Origin of the sequence: Rhodococcus sp. 1R11 (genome assembly GCF_004563845.1) — a bacterium.
Lineage (GTDB): Bacteria > Actinomycetota > Actinomycetes > Mycobacteriales > Mycobacteriaceae > Rhodococcoides.
The window spans coordinates 140,037-161,015 of record NZ_SPNG01000013.1 but is presented as its reverse complement, the minus strand read 5'-3'; the positions used below and the strand labels follow the sequence as shown (position 1 = coordinate 161,015).

Genomic DNA, 20,979 nt, shown 5'->3' with positions numbered 1-20,979 from the left:
TTCCACCGACCCGAACGCACTTGTGACTCCGATCTCGGGGTGCCGGTACGGCCTGGACCCTGGATTCCGAGCCCGTCACCCGGATCGGCTCTCCTGAAATATCGGGCCCTGACGTGCTGATACTCTTGTTACCGCACCGCAGCCGTGTGCGAGAATAGATTTTCCGACTGCCGATCCACCCGTCGGTCAACCCCCTGCGCAGTGACAAGAATTACTTTTAAGCGTCGCGAAATAGTTTCGCTTTCGTCCTATTGTGAGTGCCGTACTCACGTCGACCGGACGGCGACTTCGCGGTCCGTCGAATAGTTGTTCTTTCAATGCCGAAAGCATTGCGAGTGCACCCGATAAAAGCGAGCCGGAACGACGACTTCCGCCGTTACATCCACAACTCGACCGTAATCCAATACCGATAGACACCACTACTGGCGAATACCGCTGGCCGAGCCCGGAACGGAAGAGGACCCCATGGAATACACCGAACTCGCCGACTATCCCCTCCCCGCCGGACTCTTGACCGAATGGGTTCCCAGCGTCGACGACGACCAGTGGGCTCTCGATCCCCGCGGGCTGTCGTTCACCCACGAGGACCATTGCGAGCGCAGCGCGCCGGGCTCCTGGATCGGCACGGTATTCGAGATCCATCGTCGCTACGACGTCGAGGCGGTACGCCGCACCATCGCCGCGTACATGGGTCGGCACGAGGCGTTCCGAACCAAGGTTCGTCGTGACGAGCAGTCCGGTTCGTGGCAGCGCTACACCGCACCGGTCGACGCCGTGCAGGTGACCGATCGCCCACATGCGGAGTCGCGATCCGAAACCCAGGTGTTCGGCCATCTGCAGTCGTGGTTCGGCGACACCGTGTCTCCGACGGCCTGGCCGCATTTCGTTCTCGCCACCATCGAGCCCGACGACGCGTCCCGCACGCTCGCCTCCGGACCCGAGGAATCGTTTCTGCTCGCCTTCGCGGCCGATCACTCGGTCATGGATGCATACAGCCAGATCTACGCGATCAACGAGATCGACCGGCTGTACGCACATGCCCTCGACGGCATCGATCCGGAATTGCCCGAGGTGGGTAGTTACGTCGACTTCAGTCAGTCCGAACGGGCACTCGGTGACACCCTGACGGCGGATCACAGTGCCGTACGAACGTGGCAGGACTTCCTCGCTGTCGACGACGGCCGCTTCCCCGCTTTCCCGCTTCCGTTGGCGGGCGACCGGCCCCGCGCCGACACCGGCCCTGCGCCCCAGAGCAGCATCTCGTCGTGGCTGCTGACCTCAGAACAATCCGACGGCTTCAATGCGGCGTGCCGCGCCGCTGGATACAACATGCAGGCCGGAATCCTCGCCGCTCTCGCGTTGACCAACGCTCGCCTGTCCGGCAGTCGGTCACTGCGCACGGTGATGCCGATGCACACCCGCGACGAGCAGAAGTGGGCCGCGTCGGTGGGGTGGTATGTCGGCATTCTTCCGATGGAGATTCAGCTCGACAACGCCTGCACCTTCGTCGAGGCGCTCGAGGCCGCGGCCACCGCGGGCGCAGCGAACAAGGGCCTGGCCCGTATGCCGTACTCCAAGATCGCCAAAATTCTGGGGTCCACCGAAATTCCCCGGTTCGTGGTCTCGTACATCGACCTACGTTTCCTCCCCGACGCCGCTCAGTGGCAGGGGCGTAAGGGTCGGGCGCTCAGGAGTAACTGCCACGCCGACGACGAGGTCTACTTCTGGGTCAATCGCACTCTCGAAGGGCTCAACATCTCGGCCCGCTTCCCCAGTTCGAACGTCTCGTCCACCAACGTCCACCGGTTCATCACCGAGTTCGTCGCGGTACTGACGGCGGTCCTGGACTCCGACGGCGCTCACGATACGGTGCTCGCGGCGGCCCAACCGTCGGTCGTCGTCGCTGCAGAATGAGCGTGGACGCAGAATAGGCGTGGACGCAGGAGAAGTGGATGCGGAGTGGACGGGGACGGTGGCGTAGGCAGCCGTTACATTCGGTCTACTGCGCCCCGACCGGAAGAGTGAAGCGAACATGATCATCACCGCAATGGGCAGCTGGAACCCCGCGCCCGGCCGACTGCTCGAGTGGCGTCCCACCGCGGCCGCACAGGCGAGCGCCGCTGCGGCACCGATCGATTCGACTCCACCGTCGTTTCTCCAGGAAGACCACCTGAAGGCAGCCTGGGCGGCACGTGCGCGGGGTGACGTACACACGGCCTACACCGGCGTGGCCACCGAGATCGACGGGGATATCGACGCCGATGCGATGAGCCGTGCCCTGACGGCGTATGTGCTGCGGCACGAGGGTCTGCGCTGCTGGTTCGAGGTGGACGGCACCGACATCGTTCGACACCTCGGTGGCCCGGACGTCGCCCGATTCGACGCCGTGGACGCTGGTGAGACAGCCGACGACGAGCAGTTCCAACACTATGTGCGGCAGCGCTTCTCGACTGAGGCCACCGCAGACATCTGGCCGGGATTCGTCGTCGGTGTGGTGTCGAGGCCGGGAAGCTTCACGCTGTACTACGGTGCCGACCACGCATTCACCGATGGTGGTTCACAGGCACTGGTCATCAGTGAGCTGGCCGATCTGTACGCGATCGAGATCGGTGCGGACGCGCCGCAACCCGCTCCGGCAGGAAGTCACCTCGAGTACGCCGCCGACGAGCGTGCCCGTGCCGCAACCTACGGTGCCGACTCCCCCGAGATCGCGGCGTGGCGCGACATCTTCACCGCGCACGAGGGCCGCATGCCTCGATTCCCACTCGATCTCGGGCTCGCACCCGGCGAACGCGCCCCGGTCCGTATCGTCGAACGCCACCTGTTGGACCGAGACCTCACGGCAGCCTTCGATGCCGCCTGCAAGGCCGCCGGTGCGCGCATGAGCAGTGGCATCTTCGCCGCCGTCGGCATCACCGACTTCGAGCTCGCGGGAACCGCGAAGTACTTCGGAATCACAGTGCTGAGCACTCGCCACCACGGTGACTACGGACAATCCCAGGGTTGGTTCGTCAACTTCGCGCCGGTTGCGTTCGACATCGCCGGACACGAGCGCTTCTCCGACGTCGCCGGCCCGGCGCACGAAGGTTTCGAGCGAGCCAAGCAGATCGCGGAGGCACCCGTCCATGCAGTACTGGGCGCTCTCGCCGCAGACGGCACGCTCGGAAGCGAACTCGCCGTGAGTCCGAACATGCTCTCGTACATCGATTTTCGCTGGTTCCCCGGCGTCGGTCGAGATGCGGACACTCGTGCCAAGCATTTCACCGGCGAGGGCGCGACCTCCAATGCGTCGATGTGGATCAACCGCGACGGCGAGCATCTCTATCTGGTGGCGCAGACCCCCGACACGGCCGTCGCTGCCGAATCGGTCGAGCGGTACCACGCACACCTGGCGTCGGTACTGGAAAAGATTGCGCGCACAGGCGACTACGTCCTGACGCCCGGTTCGGTTCAGGAGCGGGTCGGTGCAGGTCACCTCGATCACTGAATACCACCCCGCGGCCGGTGTCGTCGTCGAATTCACCGCCGACGTCACCGGGGAGGCCCGACCGTCTCCGATTCCGCCGTCGTTCAATCAACGGTTTCATCTGGGCGATCTCGGCGAGGCTCAGCGGGTGTGGATCGCGGGCACGTTCGATGTGCCCGGCCCTCTCGATGTCGACGCACTCGCGTGGGCGTTCGCTCGACTGATCGACCGACACGACACCCTGCGCAGCTCGTTCGTGCAGGCGACCGACGGTCTGGGCAGGATGCTCCATCACCCGGGTTCGGTCGAGATCACGGCGTCCGACCGGACCGAATTCGGGTGTCCGACCGAGCTACGTGAGCATCTCCGCCGAATTCTCGAGTTCCGTTGCGATGCAAGACGTTTCCCGTCGTACACGTGCGTCGCGATCGACCGGCCCGACATCTCGACGGTGGTCTGTGCATTCGACCACTCGAACATCGACGCGCTGTCGATCGCGGTGACCGTGGACGAGGTTCGTGGCTGGTACGACGCGTACCGGCGCTGCCCGTCGAGTCCGAACATCGAGCTGAGTCCGGTGGGAGGATTCGTCGACTACTGCCGCATCGAAGCAACCGAGCCGGCGGTGGATCGCCACGACGAACGCATGGTGCGGTGGTCGGAATTTCTTGTCAGGTGCGGTGGTACGACTCCGAGGTTTCCGTTCGATCTGGGACTGGTGGACGGTGAAACTGCCACGCAGGCAACCCTTGTCGCGCCGCTCATCGATGTCGACCGCACTGCCGAGTTCGAGCGCCTGTGCTCGCGGTCGGGTGCCGGAATGTTCGCCGGGGTCGTGGCTGCGATCGGGCAGGCCTGCACCGCCATCGGCGGACCGCGGCAGATACCGTTCCTGTTCCCGCTGCACACCCGTCACGAGGATCGGTTCCGGCGGGCACTGGGCTGGTTCACCACCAACGCCCCGATGACCGTGGAGGTCGGCGACGAACTCGTCGACACGATCGTCGCGGCCCAACGGGAATTTCGCGCTGCGCTACCGCTGAGCACCGTGCCCATCCCCCAGGTGTTGGCATCCCTCGGAGACACGTTCACCCTCTCGCGCCGCGACGTGTTCATGGTGTCGTACATCGACTACACCAGAATCGAGGGCCACCAGGGACTCGAAGAATCCAACGCACACCACATCAGCAACGCGACGCTGTCCGACGACGCGCAGTTCTGGGTGTCACGGACAGCCTCGGGTCTGGCTCTGCGGGCACGTTTCCCCGACACCGTCCTGGCGCACTCGGTCATGACTGCGTTCAGCGGCGAGCTGGTCGCGCTGCTGAGCGCGGCAACCGACGAGGCCGACAGAACTGCCCTGACACGCTGAGACGGTACCGATTCGGCGCACTGCGGCGACGACTCCCGCCACTCGGTGGCGGTACGGCATAGGATTGTCTTCGGAGACCGTTCACCCCCGAGCGGGCCGCCAGCCGAATATCTTCCGTAGGAGCCGATACGTGCCTGTACCAACCGATTCCAACGCAATGTTCGCCGACTACGCGCATCCGGATCGTCTCGTATCCACCGAATGGCTGTCCGCTCACCTCGGTACGCCCGGGCTTCGTGTCGTCGAATCCGACGAGGACGTGTTGCTCTACGACGTCGGCCACATTCCCGGCGCGGTCAAGATCGACTGGCACCTCGACCTGAACGACCCGGTCACGCGCGACTACATCGACGGCGAACAGTTCTCGAAACTGCTCAGCCGCAAGGGCATTTCGCGTGACGACACCATCGTCGTGTACGGCGACAAGAGCAACTGGTGGGCCGCCTACGCACTGTGGGTGTTCACCCTGTTCGGACACCAGGACGTGCGCCTGCTCGACGGCGGACGTGATGCCTGGCTGTCCGAGAACCGCGACACCACACTCGATGTGCCCGAGTTCCCGGCAACCGACTACCCCGTGGTCGAGAGGAACGACGCACCGATCCGCGCATTCGCCTCGGACGTGCTCGGAGCTCTCGGCTCAGTGCCCCTGATCGACGTACGCTCCCCCGCGGAATACACCGGCGAACGCACCCACATGCCCGACTACCCGGAGGAAGGTGCGTTGCGCGGCGGCCACATTCCGACCGCGGTCAGCATCCCCTGGGCCAAGGCAGCAGCGCCGGACGGTCGATTCCGCTCACGCGCAGAACTGGACGAGATCTATTCGGACACCTCTGCGACCGACGAGGTCATCGCGTACTGCCGCATCGGCGAGCGGTCGAGCCATACCTGGTTCGTGCTGACGCATCTGCTCGGGTACGAGTCCGTCCGCAACTACGACGGCTCGTGGACCGAGTGGGGCAATGCTGTGCGCGTTCCGATCGCCAAGGGCGAGGAACCCGGATCGGCACCGGCCGCACGATGAGTGCCCTTCCAGAATCGTTGGCCGAGATCGTCGAGGATTTCGCGGCAGTCGAGGGCCAGGACAAGTTGCAGCTCCTGCTCGAATTCAGCCGTGAACTACCGCCATTGCCGGAACACCTCGCCCAGGATGCGATGGAGCCGGTCCCCGAATGTCAGTCGCCGCTGTTCCTGTCGGTCGACGCATCCGATCCCGACCGGATCGAGCTGTACTTCAGCGCGCCGCCGGAGGCTCCGACGACTCGCGGATTCGCCTCGATCCTGGCGCAAGGGCTCGACGGTCTCAGCGCGCAGGAAATCCTCGACGTTCCGGACGATTTCTACTCGGCCCTCGGATTGAGCGATGCGGTGAGCCCCCTGCGCCTACGAGGGATGTCGGCGATGCTCGCACGTATCAAGAGGCACCTGCGCTGACCACGAGGTCGGCAGCGCCCGGCCTTCGTCTTGATCGATACACGCCGCCGTCGGTAGACTTCGGTAGTGGGCATCGTTGCCCGCTCTCCGAACAATCCCCCGAATGCGTCTGACGAAGGCTGGTTGCTGCCGATATGGAGTTCACCGAGTTGGCGGACTACGCGGTTCCCGCGGGCACGCTCACCGAATGGATTCCCAGTGTCGGCCCACACGCCCACACTCCCGAAGCCGCCGGATGGCAGCCCGATCCTCGCCCGACGTCCTACGTCCACGAGGCGCACCTGCGTACCAGCCAAAGCAGCCCCCGCCGCGGACGCGAGTCGTGGCTCGGCGCGGCGTTCGAGATTGCCGGCCCCCTCGACAAGCACGCCTTCCGGCGGGCGGTGCTGAACTGGATCGACAGGCACGAAGCCATGCGGTCGAGCGCGTCGATCGACGAGGCGACCGGTGAGATGACCCGCGTGACCGCTGCTCAGGGAGCCATCGACATCTGGCAGGTCGAGCAGGAACGGTGCGCGCAGTCCAGTGAGGTCTTCGAGCATCTGCAGTATCTGTTCGACGAATTCACCTCGCCCCTGATCTGGCCCGCCTACGCGTTCGTCACTCTCGAACCACTGGACGAGACGCGGCCGATCACCGTCTTCTTCGCAGCAGATCACTCGATCATCGACGGCTTGTCCACTGTCCTGGTCGCCCACGAGATCGCAGCCCTCTACGGCGAGGAGCTCGGCGGGACACCCGCCGCACTGTTCGAGGCCGGTAGTTATCTCGACTTCGGATCCTCCGAACGCGAGCGAAATGCGGAGTTGGAACACTCGCACGAGGCCGTTGCGATCTGGCGCGATCTGTTGATCGACGGCGACGGCCAGCTACCCGACTTCCCGCTCGACATCGGCGACCCCAGCCCGGACGACGTACCTCAGGGCGGCCTCTCTGCTTGGGTGCTCGATCCCGAGCAAGCCGATTCGTTCTCCGTCGCATGCCGAAAGACCGGGCACAGTTTGTTCGCCGGTTTGCTGGGGGTCCTGGCCATCACCGGTGCCGAGCTGGGCGGCGGCACACAATTTCGTACTGTCACCCCGGTACACACCCGGGACGAGCCCCAATGGGCCTCGGCTCTGGGGTGGTTCGTCGGACTGTGCCCCATCTCTTTCGACATCGCCGACGCGGAGTCGTTCGGCTCGGTCGTCGCCGCTGCATCGGCCGAGGTGAAGAGGACCAAGCCGATTGCCCGGGTTCCGCTCGATCGCGTCTTCACTACCCTCGGCTACTCGGCTCGGCCACGTTTCGTCGTCTCGTTCATGGATGTGCGGTTCGCTCCGGCGGCAGAGCACTGGCCCGATTGGAACGCGCGTGCGCTGCGTAGCAAGCAGTACCAACACGACGTGTACATCTGGATCAATCGGACACCTCAGGGAATCAACATCGCGGCTCGGTATCCCAACACCGAGGTCGCAACTGCCCGGGTACACGAATACATAGGCACCTTTCGCGCCCTGCTGACAGAGGTGGCCGACACCGGTACTGCCTCCTTCTCTGCCGCAACGTCCCAGCATCCCGATCCCGGGCACTCCGATACCGGGCGGATCGCTACCAGCCAGTAGTCCCATCCTCTCGCCCTGGACGCGCCGCAGCGGCCTGGACCGATTGCAGCGACGACCGCGTCGGTGCTTAGACTCCGACGTGACGTTCGTGACGATGCATGCGAAAAACACATCTGTAGGAGGCTCAGTGCCCAGCCATGCCAGTGCTCAGATCACCAAGGTTCTTGTTGCCAATCGTGGTGAGATCGCGGTTCGGGTGATCCGGGCGGCTGCTGATGCCGGGTTGGCCAGTGTCGCTGTGTACGCCGAGCCCGACGCCGATGCCCCGTTCGTCCGCCTCGCCGACGAAGCATTCGCCCTCGGCGGACAAACCTCTGCGGAGTCGTATTTGGTTATCGACAAAATCTTGGACGCCGCCGCCAAATCCGGAGCCGACGCCATCCACCCCGGCTACGGATTCTTGTCCGAGAACGCCGACTTCGCGGCGGCCGTCATCGACGCCGGCCTGATCTGGATCGGACCCTCCCCGCAGTCCATCCGCGACCTCGGCGACAAGGTCACCGCCCGCCACATCGCCGCCCGCGCCAAAGCACCCTCGGTCCCCGGCACCTCCGAACCGGTCAAAGACGCGAACGAGATTTTGGCGTTCGTCGACGAACACGGCCTCCCGATCGCGATCAAAGCGGCGTTCGGTGGCGGTGGCCGCGGCATGAAAGTGGCCCGCACCCGCGAGGAAATCCCGGAGTTGTTCGATTCGGCGACCCGCGAAGCGGTCGCTGCGTTCGGGCGCGGGGAATGCTTCGTCGAACGCTACCTCGACAAGCCACGCCACGTCGAAGCCCAGGTCATCGCCGACCAGCACGGCAACGTCATCGTCGCCGGCACCCGCGACTGCTCCCTGCAACGCCGCTTCCAGAAACTCGTCGAAGAGGCCCCCGCCCCGTTCCTCACCGACGCCCAACGCAAAGAAATCCACTCCAGCGCCAAAGCCATCTGCCTCGAAGCGGGCTACTACGGTGCCGGGACCGTCGAATATCTCGTCGGCCAAGACGGCCTCGTGTCGTTCCTGGAAGTCAACACCCGCCTGCAGGTCGAACACCCCGTCACCGAGGAAACCTCCGGCATCGACCTGGTGCTGCAACAGTTCCGCATCGCCAACGGCGAAGAACTGACCATCACCGAAGACCCCGAACCGCGGGGGCATTCGTTCGAGTTCCGGATCAACGGTGAAGACGCCGGGCGTGGGTTCCTGCCCGCCCCCGGCCCGGTCACCACCTTCACCGCCCCCTCCGGGCCGGGAGTGCGCGTCGATTCCGGTGTCGAATCCGGCAGTGTGATCGGCGGCCAGTTCGATTCGATGCTCGCCAAACTCATCGTCACCGGAGCCACCCGTGAGGAAGCCCTCGCCCGCTCCCGCCGCGCCCTGGCCGAATTCACCGTCGAAGGCCTGGCGACAGTCATCCCGTTCCACGCTGCGGTGGTCTCCGACCCGGCGTTCATCGGCGACGGTGACTCCTTCTCGGTGCACACCCGGTGGATCGAAACCGAATGGGACAACCAGGTTCCCCCGTTCACCGCAGGCCAGCCCCAGAGCGACGACGAGGTCCTGCCGCGGCAGTCCGTCATCGTCGAGGTCGGGGGTCGACGCGTCGAGGTCTCGTTGCCGGGCGAGCTCACCCTCGGCGGCGGCAACAGTGGGTCTGCCGGTGCGGTGCGGCGCAAACCCAAGCCGCGTACCCGTGGCGGTGCCGGAGCCGGAGCAGCCTCCGGTGATGCGGTCACCGCACCCATGCAGGGCACCGTGGTCAAAGTCGCCGTCGAGGAAGGCCAGAGCGTCGAGGCCGGTGACCTCGTCGCGGTCCTGGAAGCGATGAAAATGGAAAACCCCGTCAACGCCCACAAAGCAGGCACCATCACCGGCCTGAGCGTCACCGCAGGCGACGCCATCACCCAAGGCACCGTCCTCGCAGAAATCAAGTGACACCGACGTTCGATGCCGAACGGATCGACCCCCGGGCGACTTTCGGCATCGAACGGCGGCGTGGATAGCGCTACCCTGTAGCAATGTCCGAACTTCCGGAAATACGCATCGGTACCGCTGATCGCGAGAAGGCGCTCGACGTGCTGGGTCAGCACTTCAGCGAGGGTCGCCTGACGGTCCCCGAATTCGACGAGCGCAGTGCCACAATCGCTTCCGCGACGACTCGTGGACAGCTCGAATCGGTATTCGTCGACCTGCCCGCCGCGTCCGGGACTGCGTCGGTGGCCCGATCCGACGCCGGCAATCCGGCCGTGAAGGACCGCGGAATCGATTGGGCGGCAGTGGTGATGCCGATCGTCATCTTCGGATCACTCGCGCTGTTCTTCGTCACCGATTTCGATCAGAAGTGGCTTTTCTTCCTTCTCATTCCGCTGGCCGGAGCCATCCTGTCCGCGGTAGGACATCCTGCGGACAAGAAGAAAAAGAAGAAGAAGAGTTGAAAGCTCTGCTGTTCGACGTCTTCGGCACCGTCGTCGATTGGCGCACGAGCATTGCCCGCGAAGTCACCGGCATCTGCGGGCCGGGAGTCGACAGCTATCGGTTTGCCGATCGGTGGCGGAGCCTCTATCAACCGGCCATGGAACAGGTGCGGTCAGGCGCACGGCCCTTCACTCGGTTGGACGTACTCCACCTCGAGTCCCTGCGAACGGTGCTCTCCGAGTTCGAGATCGACCTTGATTCGGACGCCACGACCGCACTCAATCTCGCGTGGCATCGACTGGAGCCGTGGCCCGATTCCGTTCCCGGGCTCACGCGGCTGCGCACCGAGTTCGTCGTAGCACCGCTCTCGAACGGCAACATCTCTCTACTGCTGGATATGGCCAAGAACGCCGGACTCCCCTGGGACGCCATCCTCGGCGCAGAACCGGTGCAGGCGTACAAGCCCATGCCCGACGCCTACCTGCGTACCGCGGACATCCTCGGGCTTCGTCCCGACGAGTGCATGATGGTTGCGGCCCACAACAGCGACCTCGCCGCCGCAGCCGAGTGTGGCTTCGCAACCGCATTCGTCGCCCGCCCGCTGGAACACGGACCGACGCAGACGTCCGACCTTGCTCCCGAGGCCGAGTGGACCTACAGCGTCGACTCGATCGAGTCCCTCGCCGACCGACTGAACTGCTGAAGGCTGCAGTTCAAATTCTCGCCGCCGGGATCAGTCGATCGGCCATCCACCTGTCCACTTCTGCGTGCGATCGCAACCGTACAATCGTCAGGTCTGGACGGCACCTGCCCAGTCGCTGTACGCGCTCGGCCGTCAGCCGATGTGTGTTCCAGGCCCACCGTACGACGTGTTCGCGATCGAAAAATATGCGATGCAGCGGTGGCTCGACGTTTCCGTTCCACAGCACTGTTCTACCGAACCGTCGACGCAACGTACGAATCACGATCTGCCGCATGACCGTTCGACGCCGCAGATCGAGCCACAGGAAGAGGTCGGCCCGATCGGCGAGCCGATCCCGCACGACGCTGTACTGCCACTCGGTCACCCAGGCCGGGCGGGCGATGAACTCGTCCACATCCTGCTCGAAACTGGCACGGGGCGTCCAGTTCTCACCGTGAAACAGGCCGTCGATCTCGACGTGCTCGATATCCAGCACGAGACCGATCCGTGCCGACAGCGTCGTCTTACCGGAACCGGATGTTCCTGCCACCACGATTCGCGAGGGGCGGCGGGGTACCGCATCGTTCGGTCCGAGAATCATGGATGATTCCGTCCTCTACCGTTCGGCACAGAGCGCTACGATCGCCTCCGCCATGTTGTTCACGAACTCCCTACGCGCCGACTCGGGCAACCGGTCCAGTGAGAGGTACGGGTTCAGGTCTTCGAGCTCGACCAACAGCAGTGCTCCGTCGACGGTGCGGCATGCGTCAACTCTCGTGATTCCGTGGTCGATGTCGTTCCAGTCGACGAAACGTTGCGCGAACTCTTCGTCCTGAGCAGTACTCGAGTACGACTCCAGCTCCCAACGTCGGCCGGGGTCCGGAGCGTACAGGGCGTATTGCACTGTGCGGCCGATGAAGTAGAACGACACTTCGTACACGAAGTCGATTCGCGGCTGGATCAAACTGCCCGGCTCGACGTTCGACAGATCGGCCCGCCCGATGTTACGAATACCGATCGAGTCGGCACCCCATTTCGGTTTCACCACATAGGTTTCCACCTCGGGTAAGCACGAGACGTCCCGCGGGCTGTCGACGGTGGGGATCACCGGAAATCCATCCGCACACAGATCGACCAGGTACTGCTTTCCTCTTTGGTCGCCTTTGCCGGTGAGCTGGGTGAAGACCCTCGTACCGTGCTCGCGCGCATGGCGAGCAAACGCGTCGAAAGCATCCTGGTATCCCAGCACAGGTCCGGAGTTCCGGACGACGACAACATCGAATCCATCCATCAGTGCCAACGCATCGAGCGGGTGACAGAGCGCGATGTCGACCCATTCGCGAAGCTGCGACGACAGAAAGATGTCTTCGTCGCAGTAGCGTCGGCCCCTCGACAGATACGCCAAGTCGGTGACGAACAGAACGCGTGGACGGGGTGCGCACATCGGGCCGATCCTACCCATCGAAAAGTTGGCCGAGTGGACATCAGCGACAATCGCCTGTCGCGTTGCCGAGGCTATCGGGCTCGAGATGTCACGATGTTCGCTTGCGCGCCATCAGAAATGCCTGCGGCGTCGACTCGTATCCCACCGGAGCCCGGCGCACTCGGACCTCGATCTCGAAGTCGGCGTCGACCACCATCTGTGCAATGGCGTCGGGGTCCAGTCGATAGGCGTCGTACGAGACCGAGTGTCCGTACACCTGTTCCAGTCGCACCCGCTCATCCCCGGATTGAAATGCCAACAGCAGCAGTCCATCCGGACGCAGCACCCGGTGCAGTTCGGCGAACACCTGCGGCAGCTCGGCCGGCGGGGTGTGGATGATCGAATACCAGGCGACGATTCCCGAGACGGTGCGGTCGCCCATGACGAGCGACTGCATCGCGCCGACGACGAAACGGACGTCCGGAAATTCGCGACGCGCAACGTCGATCATGCTGGGCGACAGATCGATTCCGGTCATGCTCAGACCCAGGCGACGCAGGTGGCCCGCGATGCGCCCCGATCCGCATCCCACGTCGACGACGTCCCCAGCGTCGACACGCTCCGCGAATGCGACCAGCAGCGCCTGTTCCAGATGCTTGCCGTCCAGCTCATCGCGAACCAGATCCGCGTAGCTTTCTGCGACGGTGTCGTATGCCGCCCTCGTCATCGAAACGTGCTGCAGTTCTGCCACGAACGTCACGGTACAGACTCGTCCGTTTCGGCCAGGTACGAGCGCGTCAGCATCTCGAAGAAGTGGCCGGTGAGGTCGCGAAAGTACACCCCACGACCACCGTGATCTGTGTTGACCACCCCGGGCCGAGTCATCCGTGGATCGGCCCAGTGTTCGACCTCGTTGTCGACAAGCCTGGCGTAGGCCTCATCGAACAGGTCCTTGGTCACCCGAAAGGCATAGTGCTGGAACTGAATGTCGTCCACCGGTGGTTCGGCGAACTGAATCAACGTCCCGTCGGTGAGTTGTACGTTGACGAACGGGCCCCACGAGGGTGCCTCCGGCAGGTCGAACAGTTCGCGAAAGAACGCCGCCGACGCAGAACTGTTCTTCGCAGCAATGATGGTGTGATCGAACGAAACGGACATGCGCTGCCTCCTGGGCAGTACGACGCCTCCATGCCTGACGCAGTCCGTCATCGACACGCGACGCTGCCGACGATGCTCGCACGGACTCCGAATCCGAGTCAACCGGTGAATTCTCGGCCGCGATTCGGTCTTCTCCGATGACAGCATTGCCGTGGAAAGGACCTCAGCATGGTCGGCCGACTTCTGTTCGTTCATGGTGCCGGCGGATTCGTCGACGACACCGAGCTGGCGCAGGGATTGGCTGAGGCGCTGCGTCTCGACCTCGTCATGCCGGAACTGTCCGACAGCGATATGGGTTACGAGGCCTGGGCTGTTCCGGTTCGGAAACTGCTCGACGACGCAGGACCTGCGGACCGCGTTGTCGCGCATTCTTTCGGAGCCACGATCGTGGTTCGGGTACTGACCGAACCCATGCGCGCCCATTCGGAGCGAGCCACGCTGCTGGCCATGCCGGACTGGAGTCCACAGGGCTGGGACGTGGCGCAGTACGCGCTCACCGGCGAACCGCAGACCGACCTGACGTTGCTGCACTGCCGAGACGACGAGGTAGTCCCCGTGTCGCATCTGGCGCTGAACTCGGCCGCGCTACCGTCGGCGACCGTGATCGCTTATCCCAGCGGTGGTCACCAGTTCGACGGCATGATCGACGCCGTTGCCGCCGAAATCCTCGGATGAAAGCGTCCCCGCGGGGACGCTTTCTACTGGTCCCGATCCTCGTAGTCGATGACGAGGCCGACTCGGTCGAACATGCAGACTGGGTGTCCGCTCACCGATAGTCGTGGTCGATTCCCGTTGCCCACTGCGAACATTCGACGGCGATCACGTCGTCCCTACCCCGCAGGAACTCCCGCGCCCCCGAGTCTCCCGACGCCGATGCCGCGGCCTCCTCGAGGTGTCGACGCGCCAGAACGACCGGATGACCCGGGCGGCCGTCGAACACGGCTCGGGCGAGACCGGTCTCGTGCGCGGCGTCGAGGACTGCCCGCACCACGTCGGACCCGACATCCGGGGTGTCGACCACGTGCACCACTGCGTACGCCGCATCCGATGCTGCTTCGAGCCCGGCGGTGAACGATGCGCTCATTCCCTGTTCCCAGTGGGGAGCGTGTACAGCAGTCGCGCCATCGGGCACAGTCACGTCGACTGCGCCCAGCACAACGATCACCTGGTCACAACCACCATCGGTCAGTGCCTGCACAGCCGTGCGAAGCCACAATCCGTCGTGCGCGAGCACTTTGGGCGATCCGTATCGCGTTCCGGCACCTGCGGCCAGGACCACTCCCACGACAGCGTCGGACATCGTCGCTCCTTCAGTCGTACTGCCGAGTCTTGGATGATCGCACAACACGCGCCTCGAGCGCGGCGAAAACTTTGTGCTCGCTCGACTGGCGGCGGCGGTCGCAATGACCGATTCTTGGTGCACTTCTCCTGCAGCGTCGCAGGAATCCACCCTGTTGCGTCCGCGAGGTGCCCACCGATGTCCGTCAAGCCCATCACACGTAAGCGCGTCCATCCCGTCGACGAAGTGCTCCCTGTTCCGAAATTGGCGGCGTACGGGTTTCAGCACGTGGTCGCGTTCTACGCCGGTGCCGTTCTCGTACCGATCATCATCGGCAGTGCAATCGGGCTGACCAACGAACAGCTGATCCATCTCATCAACGCGGACCTCTTCACCTGCGGTATCGCGTCGATCATTCAGTCGGTCGGGTTCTGGAAGATCGGTGTCCGACTCCCACTTCTGCAGGGTGTCACATTCGCCGGTGTGTCACCGGTGATCGCGATCGCAATGGCCAACGGCGGCGGCACCGAGGGGTTGCTGTACGTCTACGGTGCCGTCATCGTCGCCGGTCTGGTCACGTTCTTCATGGCACCGTATTTCAGCAGGTTGCTGCGCTTCTTCCCACCGGTGGTGACCGGAACCGTCATCACGATCATCGGTGTCGCGTTGCTGCCGGTAGCGGTCAACGATGCGGTGACCAATCCTGCGACACACGAACAGGATCCGACCAATGGTCGATGGATGGCGTACGCGATCGGCACGCTGCTGATCATCGTGCTGATCCAACGGTTCTTCAAGGGCTTCATGGCCACCATCGCCGTCTTGCTCGGTCTGGTCATCGGCAGTGCCGTCGCGTTCGCGTTGGGGGACATGAACTTCGACGGTACCGGGGAGGCATCGTGGGTCGGATTCACCCAGCCCTTCCTGTTCGGTGTGCCCAAATTCAGTGTCGTCGCAATCATTTCGATGATCGTCGTCATGCTCATCATCGCGGTCGAAACCACCGGCAGTGTCTATGCGACGGGTGAGATCGTAGGCAAGCGCATCAAGAAGGACGACATCGCTGCCACGCTGCGGGCCGATGGAGTTGCCACCGTCATCGGCGGCACGTTCAACTCGTTCCCGTACACGGCATTCTCCGAAAACGTCGGCCTGGTCCGACTGACCGGTGTGCGTAGTCGGTGGGTGGTCGCCAGCGCGGGCGGCATCATGATTCTGCTCGGTCTGCTGCCGAAGACGGCCGCGGTCGTGGCGTCCATTCCGCCACCGGTACTCGGCGGCGCGGCACTGGCCTTGTTCGCGACGGTCGCCGTCGTCGGAATTCAGACTTTGTCGAAGGTGGACTTCACCGACCATCGCAACTTGATCATCGTCGCCACCAGTCTCGGGCTGGCGATGCTCGTCACGATCCAACCCACTGTCTCGCAGGGCGTGCCGGATTGGCTCGAGATGCTGTTCGGCAGCGGAATCGTCCTGGGCGCTGTCTCTGCGATCGTTCTCAACGTACTGTTCTTCCACATCGGAAATCGCGGCCAGGCCGTGGCCGGCGGTCCGGGTACAGGTATCACCCTCGACCGGGTCAACGAGATGTCGGCCGAGGAGTTCGCCGCCACGTTCGGCGGTCTGGTGCAGGGCACCCCGTGGGTCGTCGAGCGTGCGTATCAGCAGCGCCCGTTCGCCGATGCCCACGGTCTGCGTGAGGCATTCCAGGAAGCATTGCTGGCCGGTAGCACCGAGGAACAGATCGAGCTGATCAACAGCTACCCCGACCTCGGCAGCGAGGATGCGACGGGCACCCTCAACGCTGCCGACCACGTCGGACTGTCCAACCTCGAAGAGGACGAACACGAGAACATCGTTCAGCTCGCCGCCGAGTATCGGCGACACTTCGGGTTCCCGTTGGTGATCTGCGCCCGAGAAACCGAACGCTACGATCGAGTTCTGGCCAACGGATGGTCGCGGGTGGAAAATGCGCCGTCGGCGGAGCGGTCTTTCGCGATGATCGAGATCGCCAAGATCGCGAACTATCGGTTCGACGATCTGGTTGCGGACGCCAACCCCATCGCGGCCGCGCGGTTCGGCCGGATCAACGACTTCAGATAGCGAGCGAGATGTGCTGCACGAATGGATAGGACTCGACGGGTTCAACAAGCTCTCCGATCGACAGGCGATGCATGCACTGTTCGAGTGCTGCGCGTCCTCGATCTGGGCCCGTCGAGTCGCCCAGGGTAGACCGTTCGCCAGCCGAGACTCTTTGTTGGACAGAGCAGATCGGGTACTTGCCGAACTGCCCGAGGCCGAGATAGATCATGCACTCGACGGCCATCCCCGGATCGGAGGGACGGCGGACAACCCGTCGTCCAAGCGCGAGCAGGCCGCGGTGACCACTGCGGGCACCGAAGTGCGGGAGAAGTTGGCGGCGGGAAACCGCGCGTACGAGGAGAAGTTCGGGCACGTGTATCTGGTGTGCGCGACCGGCAGGTCGGCCGAGGAGTTGCTCGCTATCCTCGAGGAGAGGCTCGACAACGATGCCGAAACCGAAAGACGGGTGCTCCGCGTGGAACTGGCCAAGATCAACCGAATTCGCCTCGGCCGTGTGCTGGGACCGACGCAGTGACCGGGCTGTCCACGCACGTGCTCGACGCCACGGCGGGCACACCGGCAGTCGGCATGCGCGTGCGGCTGTTCCATTCCGAACAGGGCGAGATCTCGACGGCCACGACCGACGGAGACGGCCGCATCGGTGAGGTGATTCCTGGACCTGTCGAACCGGGCGTGTACCGGCTCTCGTTCGACACGAAATCGTATTTCGAGGCGACATCGACCCCGAGCTTCTACCCCGAGGTGTCAATCTCCTTCACCGTCATCGACCCCGACGCCCACTATCACGTGCCGTTGTTGTTGTCCCCCTTCGCATATTCGACCTACCGCGGGAGCTGACATGACCGACCTGACCGGAAAGATCGTTCTGGGAGCCAATCAGTACGGCAAAGCCGAGAACCGGGTGGTGCGGATCTATCGAGATTCTCCGCGGCACGAGATTCACGACATCAACGTATCGAGTGCGCTGCGTGGCGATTTCTCTGCCGCACACCTGGCCGGCGATCAGTCCGCCGTTCTGCCCACCGACACCCAGAAGCAGACCGCGTACGCGTATGCCAAGACCAAGGGTCTGCTCCACTTGGAGAGCTACGGGCTCGACCTCGCCCGTCACTACGTCGACGACGTCGAGCCCGTCGACGGTGCCCGTATCGAACTAGAGGAGTACGCCTGGGCGCGTGCGGTCGTCGACGGCGTCGAGCACGACCACACGTGGACTCGCAAGGGCGAGGAAATTCGTACCTCGGCCGTCACGGTCGAGGGCAAGGGCGAGGCGCAGCGAACCTGGGTCGTCAGCGGTTTCAAGGAGATGGTGATTCTCAAGTCGACGGGTTCGGAGTTCCACGGCTTCCTCGAAGACGACCTGACAATTCTCGAGCCCACGACCGACCGAGTGATGGCGACGTCGCTGACAGCGCAGTGGCGCTACACCACAACCGATGTCGAGTGGGATGCGGTGTACGCGGGCGTCAAGGCGGCGATGATCGAGCGATTTGCCAATCTACAGTCGCTGGCTCTTCAGCAAACCCTGTACGCCATGGGCGAGGCGGTGCTGCAGAAGTATCCGTTCATTGCCGAGATCTCGATGTCGGCCCCCAACAAGCACCACTTCGTCTACGACTTGGGCAAATTCGGTATCGAGAACAACCTGGAGGTGTTCAACGCCGACGATCGGCCCTACGGTCTGATCCAGGCAACGGTCGAACGAGAGGACGCTCCGGACGCCGGAAGTGCTTGGCGCACATACTCCGTCGTCGGGTAACGCAGTGCGCTCACGTGTGCAGCGCCGCAGACCATTCCACCAGCGGGCTCAGCGCGCGCCAGGCGTCGCGTACCTTGGTTGCGGCCTTCGGGGTTTCGAGCCATGCCGGTGAGCCGAAATGTTTGCCGGCGGTCAGAGTCTTGTGCCGCAGCAGATCGATGCGCGGATGGTCGATCTCGTAACCCCGCGGCTTGGTCTTGAGCACGTCGCCACCGATCTCGAACCCGGATTTCGTCAGCGCGGCCAGCAACGTCTCGAGTTCGGCTCCGCGTACGTCGTCGTCGACGGTCTTTCGGAACCGCGCGATCGAATCCGGGGAACTGTTGTAGAAGCCTCCTGCGACGAACAATCCGGCGGGATCGATCTGAACGTAGTAGCCGAGGCTGTCACCCCGTGCGACGAACCCACCCTGGTGGCTCTTGTACGGGGTCTTGTCCTTCGAGAATCGAACGTCCCGGTACGGCCGAAAGAGTTTGGCGCTTCCGAATTCGGGTTCCAGATACGCCAGCAACGCGGTCATCGGTGCCTTGACGGCACTGTCGTAGACATCCTTGTGTTCGTTCCACCAGAGTTTGCTGTTGTCGGCTTCGAGGTCTTCGTAGAAGTCCAGAGCAGTGAAGGGGATTCCGGTGAAGCCTGCAGTCATTTCCCCATTATGCAGCGCCGTGGGCCGACGCCCGAGGCAAGGATTGCAGGGCGAGGTAGACATCCAGTCTGTCCGCGGTGGAGCCGAGATCTCGCCCGAGCAGTTCCTCCACGCGTTTGATGCGATATCGGACGGTGTTGAGATGGACGTGCGTCGACTCCGCGGTGCGATGCCAGGACCCTCCGTTGGCCAGGAACTCCCGCAGGGTGTGGGTCAGGTCGGCGTCGGTGCGTCGGTCGTGTTCGAGCAGCGGCGCGAGGACGTGCTCGACGAACGATTTTCGTACGTCGTCGGGAAGCGCCGACATCATCGACACTGCCGAGGTCGGCTGGGTTCCTGCAGTGACCGTCACCGCTGCGGATCCCTGCCTGCTCAGTTCGAGCGCGTGACGAGCCGACCTCAGCGCGCCGTCGATGGTCAGCCCGGTGGCCACGGCGCTCACGCCCACATGTATCCGGCTGGGTCCGATTCCGGAGCGCAACCTGGACAGCCGAATTCGGACGGTCTGCGCGAAGAGCCTGTCGTCGGTGTTGACGACTGCGACGATGTCGCCGTGTGCGCTGCATCCGACGCACCCACCGCCGAAGGAGGTCAGGGTGTCCCCGACGACGGACCGGAGCATCTCTCGCAGGTCGACGCGACCGCTGTGGGCAACTCTGACGACGACGAGCGGCTTGTCGGGGTCGACTCCTGCCTGGCGCAGCCTGGTCAGTGCCTCGAATCCGGTGCTGTCGTGTTCGATCAACGCCACAGCCTGGTCTGCGATCTCACGCCGCACCAGCCGTCCTTCTTCCCGCCGAGCACGATCGAGCGCCGCGATGGCTGCGAGTTGTCCGAACGCCTCGGAGACGTCGGGAGAGAACGAGTCCATGTCTCCGGCCACAGCCAGGAACCATCGCGTGGTGCGCTGTACCAGCGACGGCCCGACGCCGAAGACACTGTAGGTCGATCCGTCCTCGAGAACGGTTGTCGCAGGAAGTGTTTCGGACGAGAGTGCCGCGTGCGTCAAGGTGTCGACATCGGCGTCGGACAAAGCAGATACCTCGGTGACCAACCGACGCCCGGTGGCGGTGAAGACCAGGCACGCCATTCCCGTTTCCCTGGAGATATGCAGGGCCAGTTCGTCGAGCGCTCTGCCGTCGGCGACCGCGGTGAGCAACTGGCGTTGGCGCACGAGCGAATTGTTCAGCGATGCAATTCGATCACCGGTGACCCGGCCGACGAGAAATTCGGTGACCTCACCGAACGACACGGTGTCGGGAACAGCGAGGAGCGGCAGACCGTGTCGCTCGCATGCGTCCACGAGATCGAGCGGAATGTGGCCGAGCAACCCCTCCCCCGCAGCCAACGCCGTCGCACCGGATCCGGCCACTGATCGAACGAACACTTCGCTGTCCTCGGGCGTGCGCCGCCACACGAGTCCGGTGATCACCAACTCGCCGCCCGCGATGTACCGGGACGGGTCGGGTAGGTCGGTGGTGTACGTCCACCGCAGGGTGCGTCCGAGGGCGTCGCGATCGGAGGTGAGCAATCGGATGCCCAGGTGCGAGGCGTCGAGTAGGTCTCCGACGTACATCGCTGAACCTCCCGCCTCGTGTGTTCGGCCGTGCCGGAGGCAAAGATAAGCGCGGCTTGTTTCCACCGAGTTT

The 20,979-nt window shown here is 63.9% G+C and carries 21 protein-coding genes; 14 read left to right on the top strand and 7 right to left on the bottom strand.

Features of this window, described 5'->3' with window-relative positions; all coding sequences use genetic code 11:
• Positions 1–465 precede the first annotated feature (465 nt).
• From E4P29_RS21405 to E4P29_RS21365, 9 genes are all read left to right on the top strand, one after another.
• Positions 466–1,914: a condensation domain-containing protein gene (locus E4P29_RS21405; protein ID WP_135047112.1), complete on the top strand. Its 1,449-nt coding sequence runs from the start codon at positions 466–468 to the stop codon at positions 1,912–1,914.
• Between the two features lie 118 nt (positions 1,915–2,032).
• Positions 2,033–3,487: a condensation domain-containing protein gene (locus tag E4P29_RS21400; RefSeq protein WP_135047111.1), complete on the top strand. Its 1,455-nt coding sequence runs from the start codon at positions 2,033–2,035 to the stop codon at positions 3,485–3,487.
• Complete coding sequence (locus tag E4P29_RS21395) at positions 3,465–4,838, top strand: condensation domain-containing protein (RefSeq protein ID WP_135047110.1); 1,374 nt, start codon at positions 3,465–3,467, stop codon at positions 4,836–4,838. The genes E4P29_RS21400 and E4P29_RS21395 overlap by 23 nt, the downstream gene beginning before the upstream one ends.
• 130 nt (positions 4,839–4,968) lie before the next feature.
• Positions 4,969–5,865 (top strand): sulfurtransferase, encoded by an 897-nt coding sequence (locus E4P29_RS21390; protein ID WP_135047109.1) that lies wholly within the window; start codon positions 4,969–4,971, stop codon positions 5,863–5,865.
• Positions 5,862–6,275, top strand: a complete 414-nt coding sequence (locus tag E4P29_RS21385; RefSeq protein ID WP_135047108.1) for a SufE family protein — start codon at positions 5,862–5,864, stop codon at positions 6,273–6,275. The genes E4P29_RS21390 and E4P29_RS21385 overlap by 4 nt, the downstream gene beginning before the upstream one ends.
• A gap of 134 nt (positions 6,276–6,409) precedes the next feature.
• Positions 6,410–7,879 (top strand): condensation domain-containing protein, encoded by a 1,470-nt coding sequence (locus tag E4P29_RS21380; RefSeq protein ID WP_135047107.1) that lies wholly within the window; start codon positions 6,410–6,412, stop codon positions 7,877–7,879.
• A 127-nt stretch (positions 7,880–8,006) separates the two neighbouring features.
• A complete protein-coding gene (locus tag E4P29_RS21375) occupies positions 8,007–9,800 on the top strand; it encodes an acetyl/propionyl/methylcrotonyl-CoA carboxylase subunit alpha (protein ID WP_135047106.1) in 1,794 nt (597 codons plus the stop codon).
• 83 nt (positions 9,801–9,883) lie between these two features.
• Positions 9,884–10,300, top strand: coding sequence for a DUF1707 domain-containing protein (locus tag E4P29_RS21370; protein ID WP_135047105.1), 417 nt, complete (start codon positions 9,884–9,886; stop codon positions 10,298–10,300).
• A complete protein-coding gene (locus tag E4P29_RS21365; RefSeq protein WP_135047104.1) occupies positions 10,297–10,983 on the top strand; it encodes a haloacid dehalogenase type II in 687 nt (228 codons plus the stop codon). The genes E4P29_RS21370 and E4P29_RS21365 overlap by 4 nt, the downstream gene beginning before the upstream one ends.
• Before the next feature lie 10 nt (positions 10,984–10,993).
• On the opposite strand, the gene E4P29_RS21360 is transcribed toward E4P29_RS21365, so the two are convergent.
• The 4 genes from E4P29_RS21360 to E4P29_RS21345 all read right to left on the bottom strand — a co-directional run bounded on the left by E4P29_RS21360 (position 10,994) and on the right by E4P29_RS21345 (position 13,543).
• A complete protein-coding gene (locus E4P29_RS21360; protein ID WP_135047103.1) occupies positions 10,994–11,563 on the bottom strand; it encodes an AAA family ATPase in 570 nt (189 codons plus the stop codon).
• A gap of 15 nt (positions 11,564–11,578) precedes the next feature.
• On the bottom strand, positions 11,579–12,406 hold the full coding sequence (locus tag E4P29_RS21355) for a hypothetical protein (protein ID WP_135047102.1): 828 nt from the start codon (positions 12,404–12,406) through the stop codon (positions 11,579–11,581).
• Positions 12,407–12,494: 88 nt separating this feature from the next.
• Positions 12,495–13,136 carry a class I SAM-dependent methyltransferase gene (locus tag E4P29_RS21350; protein WP_245154436.1) on the bottom strand — a complete coding sequence of 214 codons (642 nt, stop codon included), beginning with the start codon at positions 13,134–13,136 and terminating at the stop codon, positions 12,495–12,497.
• Between the two features lie 5 nt (positions 13,137–13,141).
• Positions 13,142–13,543, bottom strand: a complete 402-nt coding sequence (locus E4P29_RS21345) for a VOC family protein (protein WP_135047101.1) — start codon at positions 13,541–13,543, stop codon at positions 13,142–13,144.
• Between the two features lie 168 nt (positions 13,544–13,711).
• On the opposite strand from E4P29_RS21345, the gene E4P29_RS21340 reads away from it, so the two are divergent.
• A complete protein-coding gene (locus tag E4P29_RS21340; RefSeq protein ID WP_135047100.1) occupies positions 13,712–14,218 on the top strand; it encodes an alpha/beta hydrolase in 507 nt (168 codons plus the stop codon).
• Between the two features lie 91 nt (positions 14,219–14,309).
• Here the strand turns inward: E4P29_RS21340 and E4P29_RS21335 are convergent, their stop codons facing one another.
• Positions 14,310–14,843 (bottom strand): nucleotidyltransferase family protein, encoded by a 534-nt coding sequence (locus E4P29_RS21335; RefSeq protein ID WP_135047099.1) that lies wholly within the window; start codon positions 14,841–14,843, stop codon positions 14,310–14,312.
• Positions 14,844–15,020: 177 nt separating this feature from the next.
• Here E4P29_RS21335 and uraD (E4P29_RS21330) point away from each other — a divergent pair, with 177 nt between their 5' ends.
• From uraD (E4P29_RS21330) to pucL, 4 genes are read left to right on the top strand one after another with little or no spacing between them, the layout of a single operon-like run.
• Positions 15,021–16,925, top strand: a complete 1,905-nt coding sequence (uraD, locus tag E4P29_RS21330; RefSeq protein ID WP_135047098.1) for a 2-oxo-4-hydroxy-4-carboxy-5-ureidoimidazoline decarboxylase — start codon at positions 15,021–15,023, stop codon at positions 16,923–16,925.
• Positions 16,926–16,935: 10 nt separating this feature from the next.
• Complete coding sequence (uraD, locus tag E4P29_RS21325; protein ID WP_135047097.1) at positions 16,936–17,439, top strand: 2-oxo-4-hydroxy-4-carboxy-5-ureidoimidazoline decarboxylase; 504 nt, start codon at positions 16,936–16,938, stop codon at positions 17,437–17,439.
• A complete protein-coding gene (uraH, locus tag E4P29_RS21320) occupies positions 17,436–17,762 on the top strand; it encodes a hydroxyisourate hydrolase (protein WP_135047096.1) in 327 nt (108 codons plus the stop codon). The genes uraD (E4P29_RS21325) and uraH overlap by 4 nt, the downstream gene beginning before the upstream one ends.
• Position 17,763: 1 nt before the next feature.
• Positions 17,764–18,684 carry a factor-independent urate hydroxylase gene (pucL, locus tag E4P29_RS21315; protein WP_135047095.1) on the top strand — a complete coding sequence of 307 codons (921 nt, stop codon included), beginning with the start codon at positions 17,764–17,766 and terminating at the stop codon, positions 18,682–18,684.
• A 10-nt stretch (positions 18,685–18,694) separates the two neighbouring features.
• Here the strand turns inward: pucL and E4P29_RS21310 are convergent, their stop codons facing one another.
• Together E4P29_RS21310 and E4P29_RS21305 are read right to left on the bottom strand one after the other, a co-directional pair.
• The gene (locus tag E4P29_RS21310) at positions 18,695–19,330 is read right to left on the bottom strand and encodes a DUF2461 domain-containing protein (protein WP_135047094.1); all 636 of its coding nucleotides are present in this window, start codon (positions 19,328–19,330) and stop codon (positions 18,695–18,697) included.
• A 7-nt stretch (positions 19,331–19,337) separates the two neighbouring features.
• The gene (locus E4P29_RS21305; RefSeq protein WP_135047093.1) at positions 19,338–20,906 is read right to left on the bottom strand and encodes a PucR family transcriptional regulator; all 1,569 of its coding nucleotides are present in this window, start codon (positions 20,904–20,906) and stop codon (positions 19,338–19,340) included.
• Positions 20,907–20,979: the final 73 nt, after the last annotated feature.

Excerpts from the sequence above, each read along its gene's own strand:
- E4P29_RS21355 (WP_135047102.1), bottom strand. The coding sequence starts at position 12,406 with ATGTGCGCACCCCGTCCACGCGTTCTGTTCGTCACCGACTTGGCGTAT.
- E4P29_RS21360 (WP_135047103.1), bottom strand. The coding sequence starts at position 11,563 with ATGATTCTCGGACCGAACGATGCGGTACCCCGCCGCCCCTCGCGAATC.
- E4P29_RS21370 (WP_135047105.1), top strand. The coding sequence starts at position 9,884 with ATGTCCGAACTTCCGGAAATACGCATCGGTACCGCTGATCGCGAGAAG.
- pucL (WP_135047095.1), top strand. The coding sequence starts at position 17,764 with ATGACCGACCTGACCGGAAAGATCGTTCTGGGAGCCAATCAGTACGGC.
- E4P29_RS21335 (WP_135047099.1), bottom strand. The coding sequence starts at position 14,843 with ATGTCCGACGCTGTCGTGGGAGTGGTCCTGGCCGCAGGTGCCGGAACG.
- E4P29_RS21380 (WP_135047107.1), top strand. The coding sequence starts at position 6,410 with ATGGAGTTCACCGAGTTGGCGGACTACGCGGTTCCCGCGGGCACGCTC.
- E4P29_RS21310 (WP_135047094.1), bottom strand. The coding sequence starts at position 19,330 with ATGACTGCAGGCTTCACCGGAATCCCCTTCACTGCTCTGGACTTCTAC.
- E4P29_RS21305 (WP_135047093.1), bottom strand. The coding sequence starts at position 20,906 with ATGTACGTCGGAGACCTACTCGACGCCTCGCACCTGGGCATCCGATTG.
- uraD (WP_135047098.1), top strand. The coding sequence starts at position 15,021 with ATGTCCGTCAAGCCCATCACACGTAAGCGCGTCCATCCCGTCGACGAA.
- E4P29_RS21340 (WP_135047100.1), top strand. The coding sequence starts at position 13,712 with ATGGTCGGCCGACTTCTGTTCGTTCATGGTGCCGGCGGATTCGTCGAC.
- E4P29_RS21405 (WP_135047112.1), top strand. The coding sequence starts at position 466 with ATGGAATACACCGAACTCGCCGACTATCCCCTCCCCGCCGGACTCTTG.
- E4P29_RS21385 (WP_135047108.1), top strand. The coding sequence starts at position 5,862 with ATGAGTGCCCTTCCAGAATCGTTGGCCGAGATCGTCGAGGATTTCGCG.
- E4P29_RS21400 (WP_135047111.1), top strand. The coding sequence starts at position 2,033 with ATGATCATCACCGCAATGGGCAGCTGGAACCCCGCGCCCGGCCGACTG.
- E4P29_RS21345 (WP_135047101.1), bottom strand. The coding sequence starts at position 13,543 with ATGTCCGTTTCGTTCGATCACACCATCATTGCTGCGAAGAACAGTTCT.